Below are 14,645 nucleotides of genomic sequence, written 5' to 3' on the forward strand. Positions count from 1 at the left end.
GCGCCTCGACATCAAGGCACTCCCGAAAGGCAACACCTATGCATACTGTGCGTTTCACCGCGGAGACCTCGTCGAACGGCGTCGTCGAACGCGACTTCCTCGTGGGCGAGGTCACCGGCGTGCTCTGGTCGCCGGTATCCGGTTCCGATCGTGCGCCCCTGGTGCTGATGGGTCACGGTGGCGGCCTGCACAAGAAGACGCCGGGACTCATGGCCCGCGCACACGACACCGTGACCAGGTGGGGTTTCACCGTGGTCGCCATCGATGCGCCCGGACACGGCGACCGCCCGCGTACGGCGGAGGACGAGCAGGCTCGCGCCGACCTCCAGCAGGCGGTGGCGGGCGGCGAGACCGAGCGCTTCGAGTCGATCAGCGTCCGGTACGGCGCCTCACTGGCGGAGCGTGCCGTGCCGGAATGGCAGGCGACCCTGGACGCCCTTCAGAAACTGCCCGAGATCGGCACCGAAGCGCCGATCGGCTACGGCGGTGGCATGTCGCTGGGCACCGCGATCGGAATCTCGCTGACGGCGGTCGAACCCAGGATCTCCGCCGCGATCTTCGGTGGCGGGTTCTTCGTGTACGAGGCGTTGGTCGAGGCGGCGAGGCGGATCACCGTCCCGGTCCAGTTCCTGCTCCCGTGGGACGAAGAGTACGTCGACCGCCAATCCGTTCTCGCGTTGTTCGACGCCTTCGCCGCGAAGGACAAGACGTTGCTCGCCAACCCCGGCACCCATCGCAGCATGCGCTGGGTCGGGGTCGACGACGAGTTCTTGGTCCGGCACCTCGGCCGGGCCGGCGAGTCACCGGCCTGACCTGACGGGTATCGGCGTCCGGCCCACCCGCCGGGCGCCGACACCGCCGTCGGAGCCTTATCGCCTAGGGCGTGTCCGGTGGATCTTCGTCCGGCTGCGCGGCGTCCAGAGCGTGCCTCGCGGCGTTGTCGTCGGTCGGCAGCCAACACCAGGCTGCCTCCCTCCTCCGCCTTGCGAGGCACGCTCTGGACGCCGCTCGCTACGAACAAGATCCACCGGACACGCCCTAGCGGCGTAGCCATTCGTCGAGTAGCGCGGCCTCGGATGGGCTCAGCTGCGGGAGACGCGGCGCAAGCGCGCGGAACGCCGTAACGGCGGCGGCTGTGTCGTCAGTGGGTAGCGCTGGGGCTGACGTGAGGATGGTGCCCGTAACGGCGTCATAGATCGCGTCGGCGATGCCGGGGTCGCGTCGCTCGGGTGGCTGGCCGAGCAAGGTGACAAGGACTCCGGTACCGGCGGCGTGGATGAGGTCGACAGCGCGCTGCTCATCGACGCGCAGACGACCGGCCGCGGCGATGGAGTGCACGCGGGCCGCGAGCACCTCGAGACCTTGCTGCAGGGCCGGGACGCCGCGGGCGCGGAGAGGGTCGGCGGCCAGCGCGAACGCCGCCGGGTTGGCCAGGCCGAAGTCGATGTAAGTGCGCCAGCCGGCGCGCAGTGCCGCGACCGGGTCCGCTTCCTCGGCACCGGCCTTTTTGGCATCGACGAACTCGGCATAGATGTGCTGCACCACGGCGTCGAGCAGGGCGTCCTTGTCGGCGAACAGCCGGTAGATCGCCGGCGGCTGAAGACCGGCGGCCTGCGCGACCGCGCGCGTGGTCACCGCATCGGCACCCTGCTCGTTCAGCAGAGAAGCGGCGGTACGCACGATCCGATCCCGGACGCTGTCACGCTCCCTCACGATATCGACGATACCGCATAACCACGAACACCGATGGTATCGTTGGAAACGAAATCTAGTTTCCAGTGGAAACGAGTCTATGGTGATCATCATTACCGGCGCGACCGGCGCCCTCAACGGCGCCACCGTCGAACATCTCCTCACGCGCGTCCCGGCAGACCAGATCGGTGTCAGCGTGCGTGACGTGACCAAGGCATCGCACCTCGCCGAGCGCGGCGTCCGGGTGCGACGCGGCACCTACGACGACCCGGCCGCCCTGCTCGACTCCTTCGAAGGCGCCGAGCAGGTGCTGCTCGTGTCGTCCAACGACCCGCACGCCGACCAGGCCAACCTGCACCGCACCGCGATCGACGCCGCCATCGCGGCCGGCGCGAAGCGGATCCTCTACACCAGCCACCAGCACATCGGCGCCGACAGCCCGTTCTCCCCGGCCCGTGAACACGCGGCCACCGAGGCGATCCTCGCTGACTCGGGAGTCGCCTGGACCGCCCTGCGTAACGGTTTCTACGCTCACAGCCTCGACTGGCTGCTCGGGCCGTGGCAGCAGACCGGCGTGATCGCCGCGCCGGCCGATGGCCCTGTCTCGTGGACCGACCGGGCCGATGAAGCCGAGGCCGCGGCGATCATCCTCGCCGGCCTGCGCCGGTTCGACGGCCCCGTCACACTCACCGCCGGCGTCGCGGTCACCTTCGGCGACATCGCCCGGTTTCTCTCCCAACACGCCGGCCGCGGGATCCAGCGCGTCGTCGTGGACGACGAGCGGTGGATCGCCGAGCAGGTCACCCAGGGCTCCACGGAGTCCATGGCCCGACTTATGCTTGGCTTCTTCCAGGCAGCCCGAGAAGGCCGCTTCGCCCAGGTCGATCCGCTCCTCGCCGAACTCCTCGGCCGCGAACCGCGCACGGCCACCGACCTGCTCACCGACCACATCGCCGACTGAGCCGGCACGGACACGGATTCCGCGTTGGGTCGCCTCGAGCGGAATCTACGGTCTCACCCGCCCGGCCCGGGACTCCAGGTAGCGCTGCTCGGCGATGCTGGCGGTGGACTTCGCGGCGCGCCGGTAGTGCTCGTACGCCCCGGCCAGGTCGCCGGTCTTCTCCAGCAGATGCGCCCGTACGGCCAGCAGCCGGTGGTGACCGGCCATCCGCTCGTCATCGTCCAAGGTGGACAGCAGGGCCAGCCCGGCCGGCGGGCCCTCCGTCTCGGCGAGCGCGACCGCCCGGTTGAGGGTGACCATCGGGTTGGGCGCGATCCGTTCCAGGATCAGGTAGAGAGCGTGCACCTGCCGCCAGTTGGTCTCCTCGGCGGTGGCCGCGTCGGCATGCGTGGCGGCGATGGCGGCCTGCAGCTGGTAGGGCCCCAGCTCCGGTACGGCCAGCGACGCCTTGACCAGCTCGACGCCCTCGTCGATCAGCCCGCGGTCCCACTGCGTACGGTCCTGCTCGTCCAGCGGCACCAGGTCGCCGGCCGTCGTCGTACGCGCCTCCCGGCGGGCGTGGGTCAGCAGCATCAGCGCGAGCAGCCCGGTCGCCTCGCCGTCCTCGGGCAGCTGCGCGTGCACCATCCTGACCAGCCGGATCGCCTCGCGCGCGAGGTCGGGTCGGTCCAACGCGCTGCCCGAGGACGCGGCGTAACCCTCGTTGAAGATCAGGTAGAGCACGTGCAGGACGACCCGCAGCCGCTCCTCGCGCTCGGCGCCGTCCGGCAGGCCGAACGAGCTGCCGGCGGCCTTGATGCGCTGCTTGGCCCGGCTGATCCTGGCCGCCATCGTGGCCTCCGGCACCAGGAACGCGCGGGCGATCTCAGCGGTGGTCAGGCCGCCGACCGCCCGCAGCGTCAGGGCGGTCTGGGAGGCCGCGGTCAGCGCCGGATGGCAGCACAGGAACAGCAGGACGAGCGTGTCGTCGGTGTCCGGTACGTCCTCGGGCACCACCTCGGTGGCCGTCGCCGACTCCCGCTCGCGGCGCGCGTGGTCACTGCGCACCTGGTCGATGAGCCGCCGGGACGCGACGGTCACCAGCCAGCCGCGCGGGTTGTCGGGCATTCCCTCGGCCGGCCACTGCACGGTGGCGGCGAGGACGGCCTCCTGCACGGCGTCCTCACATTCTTCGAACTGGCCGTGCCGGCGTACCAAAACGCCGAGGACCTGCGGCGTGAGCTCACGCAGCAGGTCCTCGATAGCTGGTGTGGTCACGCCTCCAATTGTCCGTCAGCGAACATCACCTGCCGCACCTCGACCCCCAGACCCTCGATCGCGGTGTCCGGGATCTGCGCCGCCAGCTCGATCGCCCGCTCCTTGTTCTCGCAGTCGATCAGGTAGAAGCCGCCCAGGTACTCCTTGGCCTCCAGGAAGGGACCGTCGGTCACGACCGGCTGGCCGTTGCGTACGGACACGACGGCGGCCTGCGACGGGTCGACCAGCGCCTGGGTGGTGATCAGCTCACCGGACTCCTTCAGCGCCTCGATGAACCTGCCGTGGCCGTCGCCGATCGCCGCCTTCTCCTCGTCGGTCAGCGCGTCCAGGACGGCCGGGTTGATGTGCATGCTGATCAGGAACTTCATCGTGTACTCCCTCGTGGTTCGAGACCCCCTGGCGGGGCCCCTTCGACCGGTTGGTCGGAGCCGCCACCGTCGTCTTGACATCCCCGGCGCAAATATTTCCGTGGATTCTCCCCGCTGCCGATGTCAAGAAGCCGTCGGCCGCTCCGACCAAGCGGCGAAACGTCGACAGAACAGGGAGTTTCGAATATGCGAGCCAACCGGGCATGGCTGGGACTGGTCGTCCTCATGCTGCCGACACTGCTCGTCGCGATGGACATGACGGCGCTGCTCCTCGCGCTCCCACGGCTGAGCGCCGACCTGGGCGCCACCAACGTCCAGCAGCTGTGGATCAGTGACGGCTACGGGCTCATGGTGGCTGGCATGGTCATCACGATGGGCACGCTCGGCGACCGGATCGGCCGCCGGCGGCTGCTGATGATCGGCGGGGCGGCGTTCGCGGTGCTGTCGGTCGTGGCCGCCTTCGCGGTCAGCCCGCTGATGCTGATCGTCACGCGTGCGCTGCTGGGCGTCGCCGGCGCGACCCTGGCCCCGTCCACGCTCGCCTTGATCACCAACATGTTCCGCGACGACCGGCAGCGCGGGAAGGCCATCGCGATCTGGGCGACCTGCCAGTTCACCGGCGGCGCGCTCGGACCCGTCCTCGCCGGATTCCTGCTCGAGCACTTCTGGTGGGGATCGGTGTTCCTGGTCGCCGTGCCGGCGATGGCGTTGCTGCTGCTCGCCGGGCCGTTCCTGCTGCCGGAGTTCCGCAGCGACCAGGCCGGCCGCCTGGACCCGGTCAGTGTCGGGCTGTCGCTCGTGGCGGTGCTCCTGATGGTCTACGGCATCAAGCAGCTGACCGTCGAGAGCGTCCCGGTCGTGCCGGCGGTGGCCCTCGTCGTCGGAGCGGTGATCGGATGCGTGTTCGTCCGCCGGCAGTTGCGGCTGGAGACGCCGCTGCTGGACCTGCGGCTGTTCCGCAACCGCCCGTTCACGGCCGTGATCGTCGCGCTCGTCTTCGCCGGAGTGGCCATGGCCGGTACGGGCCTGCTGGTGACCCAGTACCTGCAGAGCGTGCTGGGCTTCTCGCCGGCCGCGTCGGCGATGCTGTTCGCACCGATGGGCCTGGGCGTGGCGGCCGGCACCATGGCCGCGCCGGCGCTGGCCCGGCGGATGAAGCAGACGACCGCGATCGCCGGCGGGCTGGCGGGGTCGGCGCTGGGCAGCCTGCTGCTGGTCGGTGTCCACGGCAGGACCGCCCTGCCGCTGGTGATGATCGGCATCGCCGTACTGGCGCTGGGCACCGGCCCGCTGTTCGCGCTGGGCACCGGGCTGGTCCTCGGGTCCGTACCGCCGGAGCGCGCCGGCTCGGCGGCGTCGATGTCGGAGACCGGCAACTACTTCGGCGGTTCGCTCGGCTTCGCGCTGCTCGGTGTGCTGGCCGCGGTGGTCTACCGCAGCCGGATGGGCGGCACGTCCGACTCGCTGGCCGGCGCGGTCGCCGCCGCCCGGCGCCTTCCCGCCGGCCAGGGCGCGGAACTGCTGCACACCGCGCGGGAGGCGTTCACCACCGCCCTGCACGTCACCGGCGTCGTCGCCGCGGTCATCTTCGCCGGGCTGGCCGTGCTGACCCTGACCATGCGCCCGGAGACCCGGACCGCGCCGGCCGCGCTCCCCGACTACGAGGCGACCCGCTCGTAGCGGCACTCGGCCGGGGAGGCGCCCTTGCCGCGCCTCCCCGGCCGGGCCCTGCTCAGCGCAGCCGGTCCTTCGCCTTGTAATAGGCCCCGGCGAACGGCAGGAACCAGGCGGTGCCGTTGTAGAAGGGCACCGGGACCTTCGGGAAGCCCAGACCGCGCAGCGGGTTGGCCTCCGGATGGCCGTCCATGACCTCGGCCATGGCCCGCCCCATGTACGTCGCCATCTGCACGCCGTGGCCGCAGTAGCCCATCGAGTAGTACACGCCGTCGGCCTCGCCGGCGTGCGGGATGCGGTCGTAGCTGAACCCGACGCTGCCGCCCCAGACGTAGTCGATCCGGACGTCGGCCAGCTGCGGGAAGATCTCGGCCATCTCCCGCTTCAGCACCTGCCCGCTCTTGCGGTCCGAGGCCGGGTCGGACGGGGCGAACCGGGCCCGCCCGCCGAACGCCAGCCGGTTGTCGGGGGTCAGCCGGATGTAGTGCCCGATGTTCTTGGAATCGACGACGAGCCGGGCCCGCGGGATGACCTCGGCGGCGAGCTCGTCCCCCAGCGGCTCGGTGACGATGATGAAGCTGCCGACGCAGATCAGCCGCTGCCGGAACCACGGCATGGACCGGTCGGTGTAGGCGTCGGTGGCGGCCATGACCTGCCGGGCGCGGATCGTGCCGTGCAGGGTCTCCACGAGGAACCGGCCGTCCTCGCCGCGGGTCACGGCGGTCGCCGCGTTGCGCTCGCGGATCACCGCTCCGGCGCGTTCGGCGGCTGCGGCCATGCCGTGGACGTACTTGCCCACGTGCAGGCCGGCGCTGAGCGGGTCCAGCAGGGCGCCGTGGTAGTAGTCCGAGCCGAGCTCCGAGCGCAGCTCGGTCCGGTCGAGCAGCGTGGTCGGGTGACCGAAGTCGGCGGCCAGGACGCGTTGCTGTTCCCTCATCGCCGCGAAATGCTCGGGCTTGAACGCCACGCCGAGCCGGCCGGAGCGTTTGAAATCGCAGTCGATCTGCTCCTCGACGGTCAGCTTCTCGACGACGTCGACGGCCTCGCGGAAGGCGTCATAGAGTTCGCGGGCGCGTTCCTGCCCGTAGCGCTTGCGGGCCTCGCCGACGCCGATGGTGATGCCCTGGGTGCACATGCTGCCGTTGCGGCCGGAGGCGCCCGACCCGACCTTGTCCTTCTCGACGAGGACGACGTCGGCGCCCTTGCGGGCGGTGTGCAGCGCGGTGGACAGGCCGGTGAGGCCGCCGCCGATCACGACGACGTCCGCCTCGTCGGGCAGGTCCCCACCGGACCGGTCGGGGAACGGCGGGGCGGTGTCGAGCCAGTAGGGGATCTGCTTCATGCGGGCCTCCGGGGTCAGCAGCCGAGCAGCGCCGGCAGGCCGGACAGGTCGGGCAGTTCGTCGTAGGGCCGGTAGTCGGCGCTGCCCTGGCGCCCGTACCGGTTGATCCATACCCGGCGGTGCAGCCCCAGGTCACGGGTGGGGATCAGGTCGTACTCCCAGCCCTGCGCGACGTGGATGACCGAGGACGCCTCGACGCCCATGGTCTTGTGGGCGTACTCGAACGTCTCCCGCGACGGCTTGTAGGCCCTGGCCTGCTCGGCGGTGATGACGTGGTCGAACTCCACGCCGAGGTTGGCGACGTTGTGCTTGATGAGGTCGTCGTCGGTGTTCGAGATGATCGCGATCTCGTACCGGCTCTTGAGGGCCCGCAGCGCGTCCGGCACCTCGGGGAACGGCCCGAACGTCGGGACCGCCGCGACGAGGGCCTCGCCGTCGGAGGCGCGGTAGTCCAGGCCGTGCAGGCGCATCGCCTTCTCCATGCTGGAGTGCAGCACCTCGTCGTAGGGGCGGTAGGCCTCCAGGACGGCCTGGAACCGCATGACGCGGAAGTCGTCGAGGAACTCCTCGACGTTCAGCCCGTCCAGGTCGAGCCGGTCCGCGAGCACCTTCAGGGTGGTCGGGCCGAGCTGGAAGTCGATCAGGGTGCCGTAGGCGTCGAAGGTGACGATCTGCCGCATGTTCTCCAACCTCATGGTTTCAGACCACCCGCTCGCCGGGGGTCACGATGTCGTCGAGTGCGGCCAGGTCGGCCGCGTCGGGTGTCCAGTCGGCCGCCGCGGCGTTGGCGGCGACCTGCTCGGGGGCCATGGCGCCGCAGATCACCGAGCCGACCGCGGGCAGTGCGGCCAGACCGCCCACGGCGACCTGCAGGAGCGTCAGGCCGCGTTCGGCGCCGAACGCGCGCAGCGCCTCGACCCGCTCGAGCGCGCTCTCGGTCAGCCAGCCCTCCCGCCACGACAGCCTGCTGCCGGGCGGCGGCGCCTCGCCCTTGCGGTACTTGCCGCTGAGCAGGCCGTTGGCCAGCGGATAGTACGGCAGCAGGCCGACGCCGAACCGCCGGCAGGCGGGCGCCAGCTCGGTCTCGGCGGAGCGGTCCAGCAGGTGGTACCGCGCCTGCACGGCGGTGAACGCCGGGCAGGCCCGCCGTGCGGGCCTGCCAGGACGCGTCGGCCAGCGTCCAGGCGGGCAGGTTGGAGCAGCCGACGTGACGCACCTTGCCCTCGGCGACCAGCTCATCGAGCGCGCCGAGCGTCTCCTCGATCGGGGTGACGCCGTCGGGCTCGTGGTACTGGTACAGGTCGATGCGGTCGGTGCCCAGCCTGCGCAGCGACTCCTCCACGGCGTGCCGCACGTACCGCGGCGCGCCGCGCGGGCCGTACCGGTCGGCCTCCTCGCCCATGCTCATGCCGAACTTCGTGGCCAGCACGACCTCGTCGCGGTGGCCCTTGAGCGCGACGCCGAGCAGACGTTCGCCGTCGCCGGCCGCCGCGCCGCCGTACGCGCCGTAGATGTCGGCGGTGTCGAACAGGGTGATCCCGGCGTCCAGCGCCGCGTGCACGATGGCGCGGGTGCCGTCCTCGTCGAGCCGGGAGGCGATGTTGTTGCCGCCCAGGCCGACCGCCGAGACGAGCGGGCCGTCACGGCCGAGGCGCCGGTAGCGCACGGTCACCTCCCTGCGTGAAGCCCAGGCAGACGTTCTTGACCTGCGTGTAGCTCGCCAGGGACTCCATGCCCTTCTCCCGGCCCCAGCCGCTGTGCTTGTAGCCGCCGAAGGGCAGTTCGACGCCGGTGCCGACGCCGGTGGCGTTGACGTACACCTGCCCGGCCCGGATCCCGGTCGCCAGGCGCATCGCCCGGTCGACGTCACGGGTCCACACGTAAGAGGACAGGCCGTACGGGCTGTCGTTGGCGATCGCGAGTGCCTCGTCGGCGTCGTCGAACTCCAGCACGGTGATGACCGGTCCGAAGATCTCCTCCCGCGCGGTGCGCGCGTCGTTGGTGAGCCCGGTCAGGACGGTGGGCTCGATGAAGTACCCGCTCGCCAGGGCCGGGTCCGCCTGGCCGCCGCCGGTGCGGACGACCGCGCCCTCCTCACGGGCCAGGGCCAGGTACTGCTCGACCCGGTCACGCTGCCGGGCCGACACCAGCGGGCCGAGGTCCGGATCCGACAGGCCGGGGCCGGGCCGCATCGCCTCCGCGTGCTTGACCAGCAGGTCGAGGAACTCCTCCGCGCCGCGCTGCAGCAGCAGCCGCGTGCCCGCCGAGCAGGTCTGCCCGGCGTTGCCGAACGCCGAGCCCGCCACCGCGGCCAGCGCCCGGTCGAAGTCGGCGTCGGCGAAGACGACGACCGGGGACTTGCCGCCGAGCTCCACCACCGAGGGCACGACGTTCGCGGCGGCGGCCTGAGCGACCTTCACGCCGGTCGCGACCGAGCCGGTGAAAGTGATCTGGTCGATGCCCGGGATGGCCGGCCAGCGCGGCACCGGAGTCCTCGCCGTATCCGGGCACGACGTTGAGCACGCCCCACGGCAGCCCGCACTCGACCGCGATCCGGCCGATCTCCAGGGGACTCAGCGGTGCCTCCGGCGACGGCTTGAGGACCACGGTGCAGCCGGCGGCCAGGGCCGGCGCCGCGCCGCGCGCGGTGTTCTGGAGCGGATAGTTGAACGGGATGATCTGCCCGGAGACGCCGATCGGCTCGCGGACGGTGTAGTCCAGCAGGCCGGGCCCGAGCGGGATGGTCGTTCCGGCCGGCTTGTCGGCGGCGCCCGCGTAGAACTCGAAGTAGCGGGCCGCGGCCTCGACGTCGGCGCGGGCCTCGCGCAGCGGTTTGCCGACGTCCAGGCTCTCCAGCCGGGCCAGCGCCTCGCCCTGCGCGCGGATCTCGGCGGCGATGCGGGCCAGCAGGCGGCCGCGGTCGGCGGCGCGCATCCCGGCCCACTCCGGGCAGACGAGCGCGGCCCGCGCGGCGGCCACCGCCCGGTCCACGTCGGCCGCGGCGGCCCGCGACACCTCCGCGACGGCAGCGCCGCTCGACGGATCGACGACCGTGAAGGTGCGGCCGTCCGCCGCCGGGACGCGCTCACCGTCGATGAGCAGCCCGCGAAGGACGGCCTCGTCCGTCTCCTGACGTGCCGTCGCGGTGTCGTCGGCGAGCGCGCGCGCCCGTGCCGCCTGCTCGCCGGTCACGGCCGGATCTCCCCGCGCACCGCGCCGAAGATCACCACTTCGTCGCCGGGGCGTACGGTGCGGATCCGGCGCTGCCACAGCACGATGCCGTCCTCCGGGGCGTGGACCTCCTCCAGGGTGCGGCCGTAGTGGTCGACGATGCTGCCGAGCAGGTCACCGGCCTTGCACTGGTCGCCCGGCCCGGCGTGGCCGAGGAAGAAACCGCCGGCGGCCGAGCGGGCGAACGTCCCGGTGACCTCCGTGTAGCGCTCGCGCAGTTCGACCTCGCCGTCGATCATCTCCAGGCGGCGCATGATGTTGCGGACGCTGCCGACGTGCAGGTCGACGGTCCCCTCCCGGTAGGTGCCGCCGCCCGCCTCGATCGTGATGGCAGGCTTGCCCGCCTGCAGCGTCGACAGGCGCGCCGTGCCGCCCCAGGAGCCGCCCTTCCAGATCAGCTCGTGACCCGCCGCCAGACCGATCGGGGTCGCCAGCTCCTCGTATCCGCCCTGCACGATCGTGAGCGGGGCGATCTGCCCGAACGTCCCGCCGGTGTGCAGGTCGACCAGCGCGTCGACGGCCGGGATGACCTGCTCGACGAAGGTCGCGGCGAGCCGGAGCGAGAAGGAGCCGTCGGCGTCCCCGGGGAAGATCCGGTTGAGGTTGGCGTGGTCGAGGCCGCTGGTGCGGGCGGCGGCCTCGAAGGCGGGCGTGTTCACACAGGGGATGCCGACGAGCGTGCCGCGCAGCGTGGCCGGATCGGTCTCGGCGATGACGCGGCGGACCGCCTCCATCCCGTCGTACTCGTCGCCGTGCACGCCGCCGTCCACGCACAGCACCGGTCCGGGCGCGGCCCCGTTGACCACGATGACCGGCATGCCGAGCTCGACGCCGTACGAGCTGACGCCGACCGGGATCAGGCCCTCGGCGCGTTCGCCGGGCGGGCAGGTGACCGGGCCGATGGTGTACGCGGTCATGGTGTCCACCGTCATGTTCGATTCCTCGTTCTCGTCGTCAGGGGATGGGGATGGCCGGGGTCGTCAGCCGCGCGGACGCGCTTTCCAGGGCGTCGCCGATGATGTCGACGATCCGGTCGAGCAGGTCCCGGTCGCCGACCAGCGGCGGCGCGATCTGCACCAGCGGTGCGGCGCGGTTGTAGACCCTCGCCAGCAGCCCGGACTCGCGCAGGGCGCGCGGGATCAGGTCGCCGACGAGTTCGGCGCGGCAGGCGTCGCTGAAGCCGCCGTCCTCCCGGTCGCCGGACAGCTCGACGGCGTAGAAGAATCCGGCGCCGCGTACGTCGGCGACGATCGGCAGCGCGGACAGCGCCGTCATCCGCTCGGCCAGGTGGCCTTGCAGGTCACGCACGTTGTCCAGGACTCGCTCGCGCGTCATGATGTCGATGGCGCGCAGCGCGATCGCCGCGCTCACTGGATGGCCGCCGAAGGTGTAGCCGTGGTTGAGGACGGCGCCGGGGCGGTTCAGCACCTCCACGACCCGGTCCGCGACGAGCGTGGCGCCCATGGGGGCGTACCCGGCGGTGAGGCCCTTGGCGACCGTGACGATGTCGGGCCGGACGCCGTACCGGTCACCGCCGAACCACTCGCCGAGCCGGCCGAACGCCGTGATCACCTCGTCGGCGACCAGCAGGAAGCCGTACCGGTCGGCCAGGTCCCGCAATCCCTGCCAGTAGCCGTCGGGCGGCGTGATGCACCCGCCTCGGTTCTGGACCGGCTCGGCGATCATCATCGCGATCGTCTCCGGGCCCTCGGCCAGGATCGCGGCCTCGAGGTCGGCGAGCAGGTAGGCGGTGAAGGCCGCGTCGTCGGCCATGCCGGCCAGACCGTGACGGTTGGTGTTGGCCACGAAGCGGGTCTCGATCGCCGGGTCGCCGTACGGCTCACGCAGGCCCGGGTCGTCGGTCAGGGCCAGCGCGCCGAGCGTCAGCCCGTGGTAGGCGCCGCGCCGAGAGATGGCCTTGGTGCGCCCCGGCTCGCCGCGCAGCGCGTGGTACCGGCGGGCCATCTTCAGGGCGGTCTCCACGGCCTCGGCTCCCCCGGCGCTGAAGAAGACGTGGTTCACGCCGTCGGGCGCCAGGGCCGCGAGCCGTTCGGCCAGTTCGATGGCGGCGGGGTGCGCCGAGGCGGACCACAGCGGGCTGAAGCACAGCTCGCGGATCTGCCGGTCCGCCGCCTCGGCGAACTCACCGGCGTAGGAGTAGCCGAGCTGGCAGCAGTACAGCCCGGACAGCCCGTCGATGTAGCGCCTGCCGTCGGTGTCCTCGACGTGGACTCCCTCGCCCCGGCGCAGCACGAACACCGGCGTGCCGTCGGGGCCGAGCGAGCCGTTGGACGTCATGTTGAGCAGCAGGTGCCGCGCCGCCAGGGTCGGCCATTCGGTGGTCATGGGGCCTCGTTTCCGGGGAGGGCCGCGGCCGACTCGACGGGGAGCAGACCGCTCGCCCGGCCCGAGCCCAGCCGGCGCGCGACGCCGACCAGCGCGAGGGCGAGCACGGCGACGGCGATGAGGACGGCGCTGATCGCGGTGACCGTCGGATCGACGTCGTACTGCAGCACGTTGAACACCTGCACCGGCAGGGTGGTCGTGTTGACCGAGGACAGGAACTGGGAGATGAAGAACTCGTCGAAGCTGGTGATGAAGGAGAAGATCGCGGCGGCCACCATCCCGGGAGCGGCGAGCGGGAAGGTGATGCGCCGGAAGATCGTCAGCCTGGCGCCCATGCTCGCCGCCGCGTCCTCCAGCCGCTCGTCGATGCCGCGCAGCGTCGCCATCAGGATGAGCACCGCGATCGGCGCGGCCAGCACGGTGTGGCCGAGGGCGATCGCGATCGGGCTGCCGAGCATCGCGGCCGGGTCGAACAGCAGGAACAGGCCGAGCGCGATGACCACCTGCGGGATGACCATCGGAGCCAGGACGAGCCCGTAGACCGCCGAGCGCAGAGGCAGGTCGCTGCGGACCAGCGCGGTCGCGGCGGTGACGCCCAGCACCAGCGAGAAGACCGTGGTGATCGAGGCGACGAGCACGCTCAGGGACAGCGCTCCGGGCCACTTGCTGCCGGAGGCGAACAGCTGGTGGTACCAGTTGAACGTCCAGGAGTGCGGCGGGAAGGAGCCGAGCGCGTCGTTGCCGAACGAGGTCACGACGATCACCACGATCGGCATCGCCAGGAACAGCAGGATCACGATGGAGGCGACGGCCAGGCAGATCCGCCCGGCCCAGGTGCCGCGCAGGCCGATCATGCCGCACCTCGCTGCCTGGCGTTCGCGCCGATCGCCCTGGCCAGGCGGAGCAGCGACAGCCCCGCGAAGGTGAGCAGCAGCAGGATGACGCCGAGCGCCGCCGCGCTGTTCCACTGGTTCTGCTTCATGACCTGGTCGTCGATGAGCGCCGCGACGACCGTCTGCTTGGTGCCGCCCATCAGCGCCGGGGTGAGGTAGTAGCCCAGACAGAGGATGAAGCTGAGCACCGCGGCGTTGACCAGGCCGGGCGCGACCAGGGGCAGGTAGACGCGGCGGAACATCACCAGGCGGCCCGCACCCATGCTGGCGGCGGCGGCGAGCAGCCGCCGGTCCACGCCGCGCATCACGGCGTACAGCAGCAGGACCGTGTAGGGCAGCATGACGGACGTCGTGCCGATGATGACGCCGACCTCGTTGTAGAGCAGCTGGAACGGCGCGCCGGGGAAGTGCAGGTCGACGAGCAGCTGGTTCACCACGCCGTGGTCGCCGAGCAGGATGATCCAGCCGTACGTGCGCACGAGCGCGCTGATGAAGTGCGGCACGACGACGATGAGCATCATCAGGCCGGCCCACAGCGGACGCAGCCGCGACATCGCGTACGCGAGCAGGAACCCGATGACCACGCTGATCAGCGAGGTCTCGACCGAGATCCGCAGGGTGGTGAGCAGGACGGCGAGGTTCGTGCCGCTGAGGGCGTCGGCGTACCAGTGCAGGGTCAGGCCGCCGCGTGCGCCCTTGAGGCTGAGCATCAGCGTGCTCAGGATCGGATAGACGAACAGGAGCAGCAGGTAGACGACGATGGGCGCGCCGTTGAGCAGGCCCGAGCGGGTACGGCGGCTGCGCAGCGAACGGCGCAGCCGGTCCCTGGCGGTGGGCGCGGCCGAGGTGGGCACGGGGGCGAGAACGGATCCGGCCACGGC

Annotated in this window: 14 protein-coding genes and 2 pseudogenes; 3 read left to right on the plus strand and 13 right to left on the minus strand. The window is 71.5% G+C overall.

What is annotated here, in order from left to right:
- The first annotated feature begins 38 nt into the window (after positions 1–38).
- Complete coding sequence (locus ACYVF7_RS28265) at positions 39–812, plus strand: dienelactone hydrolase family protein (protein WP_460346721.1); 774 nt, start codon at positions 39–41, stop codon at positions 810–812.
- A gap of 226 nt (positions 813–1,038) precedes the next feature.
- Here ACYVF7_RS28265 and ACYVF7_RS28270 read toward each other — a convergent pair whose 3' ends face one another.
- The gene (locus ACYVF7_RS28270) at positions 1,039–1,713 is read right to left on the minus strand and encodes a TetR/AcrR family transcriptional regulator (protein ID WP_460346723.1); all 675 of its coding nucleotides are present in this window, start codon (positions 1,711–1,713) and stop codon (positions 1,039–1,041) included.
- Positions 1,714–1,795: 82 nt separating this feature from the next.
- Here ACYVF7_RS28270 and ACYVF7_RS28275 point away from each other — a divergent pair, with 82 nt between their 5' ends.
- Positions 1,796–2,653 (plus strand): NmrA family NAD(P)-binding protein, encoded by an 858-nt coding sequence (locus ACYVF7_RS28275; RefSeq protein ID WP_460358153.1) that lies wholly within the window; start codon positions 1,796–1,798, stop codon positions 2,651–2,653.
- A 45-nt stretch (positions 2,654–2,698) separates the two neighbouring features.
- Here ACYVF7_RS28275 and ACYVF7_RS28280 read toward each other — a convergent pair whose 3' ends face one another.
- Both ACYVF7_RS28280 and ACYVF7_RS28285 read right to left on the minus strand, forming a co-directional pair.
- The gene (locus ACYVF7_RS28280) at positions 2,699–3,910 is read right to left on the minus strand and encodes an RNA polymerase sigma factor (RefSeq protein WP_460346725.1); all 1,212 of its coding nucleotides are present in this window, start codon (positions 3,908–3,910) and stop codon (positions 2,699–2,701) included.
- Positions 3,907–4,278: a YciI family protein gene (locus tag ACYVF7_RS28285; RefSeq protein WP_433190844.1), complete on the minus strand. Its 372-nt coding sequence runs from the start codon at positions 4,276–4,278 to the stop codon at positions 3,907–3,909. The genes ACYVF7_RS28280 and ACYVF7_RS28285 overlap by 4 nt, the downstream gene beginning before the upstream one ends.
- Positions 4,279–4,464: 186 nt before the next feature.
- On the opposite strand from ACYVF7_RS28285, the gene ACYVF7_RS28290 reads away from it, so the two are divergent.
- A complete protein-coding gene (locus tag ACYVF7_RS28290; RefSeq protein ID WP_460346728.1) occupies positions 4,465–5,958 on the plus strand; it encodes an MFS transporter in 1,494 nt (497 codons plus the stop codon).
- 52 nt (positions 5,959–6,010) lie between these two features.
- Here the strand turns inward: ACYVF7_RS28290 and ACYVF7_RS28295 are convergent, their stop codons facing one another.
- The 10 genes and pseudogenes from ACYVF7_RS28295 to ACYVF7_RS28340 all read right to left on the minus strand — a co-directional run bounded on the left by ACYVF7_RS28295 (position 6,011) and on the right by ACYVF7_RS28340 (position 14,642).
- A complete protein-coding gene (locus tag ACYVF7_RS28295; protein WP_460346730.1) occupies positions 6,011–7,294 on the minus strand; it encodes an NAD(P)/FAD-dependent oxidoreductase in 1,284 nt (427 codons plus the stop codon).
- 14 nt (positions 7,295–7,308) lie between these two features.
- Entirely contained in the window at positions 7,309–7,989 is a 681-nt protein-coding gene (locus ACYVF7_RS28300; RefSeq protein WP_460346732.1) for a haloacid dehalogenase type II, read from the minus strand.
- A 4-nt stretch (positions 7,990–7,993) separates the two neighbouring features.
- Positions 7,994–8,416 (minus strand): aldo/keto reductase, encoded by a 423-nt coding sequence (locus tag ACYVF7_RS28305; RefSeq protein ID WP_460346733.1) that lies wholly within the window; start codon positions 8,414–8,416, stop codon positions 7,994–7,996.
- Positions 8,417–8,519: 103 nt separating this feature from the next.
- Positions 8,520–8,966: pseudogene (locus ACYVF7_RS28310) on the minus strand (aldo/keto reductase); the annotation flags it as partial.
- Positions 8,935–9,780: an aldehyde dehydrogenase family protein gene (locus tag ACYVF7_RS28315; protein WP_460346735.1), complete on the minus strand. Its 846-nt coding sequence runs from the start codon at positions 9,778–9,780 to the stop codon at positions 8,935–8,937. The pseudogene ACYVF7_RS28310 and the gene ACYVF7_RS28315, both read right to left, overlap by 32 nt.
- Positions 9,767–10,564: pseudogene (locus tag ACYVF7_RS28320) on the minus strand (aldehyde dehydrogenase family protein); the annotation flags it as partial. The pseudogene ACYVF7_RS28320 and the gene ACYVF7_RS28315, both read right to left, overlap by 14 nt.
- The gene (locus ACYVF7_RS28325; RefSeq protein ID WP_460346737.1) at positions 10,483–11,457 is read right to left on the minus strand and encodes a succinylglutamate desuccinylase/aspartoacylase family protein; all 975 of its coding nucleotides are present in this window, start codon (positions 11,455–11,457) and stop codon (positions 10,483–10,485) included. The pseudogene ACYVF7_RS28320 and the gene ACYVF7_RS28325, both read right to left, overlap by 82 nt.
- A 22-nt stretch (positions 11,458–11,479) precedes the next feature.
- Positions 11,480–12,871 carry an aminotransferase class III-fold pyridoxal phosphate-dependent enzyme gene (locus tag ACYVF7_RS28330; protein WP_460346739.1) on the minus strand — a complete coding sequence of 464 codons (1,392 nt, stop codon included), beginning with the start codon at positions 12,869–12,871 and terminating at the stop codon, positions 11,480–11,482.
- The gene (locus ACYVF7_RS28335; RefSeq protein WP_460346741.1) at positions 12,868–13,725 is read right to left on the minus strand and encodes an ABC transporter permease; all 858 of its coding nucleotides are present in this window, start codon (positions 13,723–13,725) and stop codon (positions 12,868–12,870) included. Before ACYVF7_RS28335 ends, ACYVF7_RS28330 begins: the two co-directional genes overlap by 4 nt.
- Positions 13,722–14,642 (minus strand): ABC transporter permease, encoded by a 921-nt coding sequence (locus ACYVF7_RS28340; protein WP_460346743.1) that lies wholly within the window; start codon positions 14,640–14,642, stop codon positions 13,722–13,724. The genes ACYVF7_RS28335 and ACYVF7_RS28340 overlap by 4 nt, the downstream gene beginning before the upstream one ends.
- Positions 14,643–14,645: the final 3 nt, after the last annotated feature.

The sequence above is a fragment of the Actinoallomurus acanthiterrae genome, assembly GCF_054775715.1.

Bases quoted from the DNA above. Each gene is read 5' to 3' on its own strand.
- ACYVF7_RS28265 (WP_460346721.1), top strand. From the start codon at position 39: ATGCATACTGTGCGTTTCACCGCGGAGACCTCGTCGAACGGCGTCGTC.
- ACYVF7_RS28285 (WP_433190844.1), bottom strand. From the start codon at position 4,278: ATGAAGTTCCTGATCAGCATGCACATCAACCCGGCCGTCCTGGACGCG.
- ACYVF7_RS28290 (WP_460346728.1), top strand. From the start codon at position 4,465: ATGCGAGCCAACCGGGCATGGCTGGGACTGGTCGTCCTCATGCTGCCG.
- ACYVF7_RS28295 (WP_460346730.1), bottom strand. From the start codon at position 7,294: ATGAAGCAGATCCCCTACTGGCTCGACACCGCCCCGCCGTTCCCCGAC.
- ACYVF7_RS28300 (WP_460346732.1), bottom strand. From the start codon at position 7,989: ATGAGGTTGGAGAACATGCGGCAGATCGTCACCTTCGACGCCTACGGC.
- ACYVF7_RS28325 (WP_460346737.1), bottom strand. From the start codon at position 11,457: ATGACGGTGGACACCATGACCGCGTACACCATCGGCCCGGTCACCTGC.
- ACYVF7_RS28330 (WP_460346739.1), bottom strand. From the start codon at position 12,871: ATGACCACCGAATGGCCGACCCTGGCGGCGCGGCACCTGCTGCTCAAC.
- ACYVF7_RS28335 (WP_460346741.1), bottom strand. From the start codon at position 13,725: ATGATCGGCCTGCGCGGCACCTGGGCCGGGCGGATCTGCCTGGCCGTC.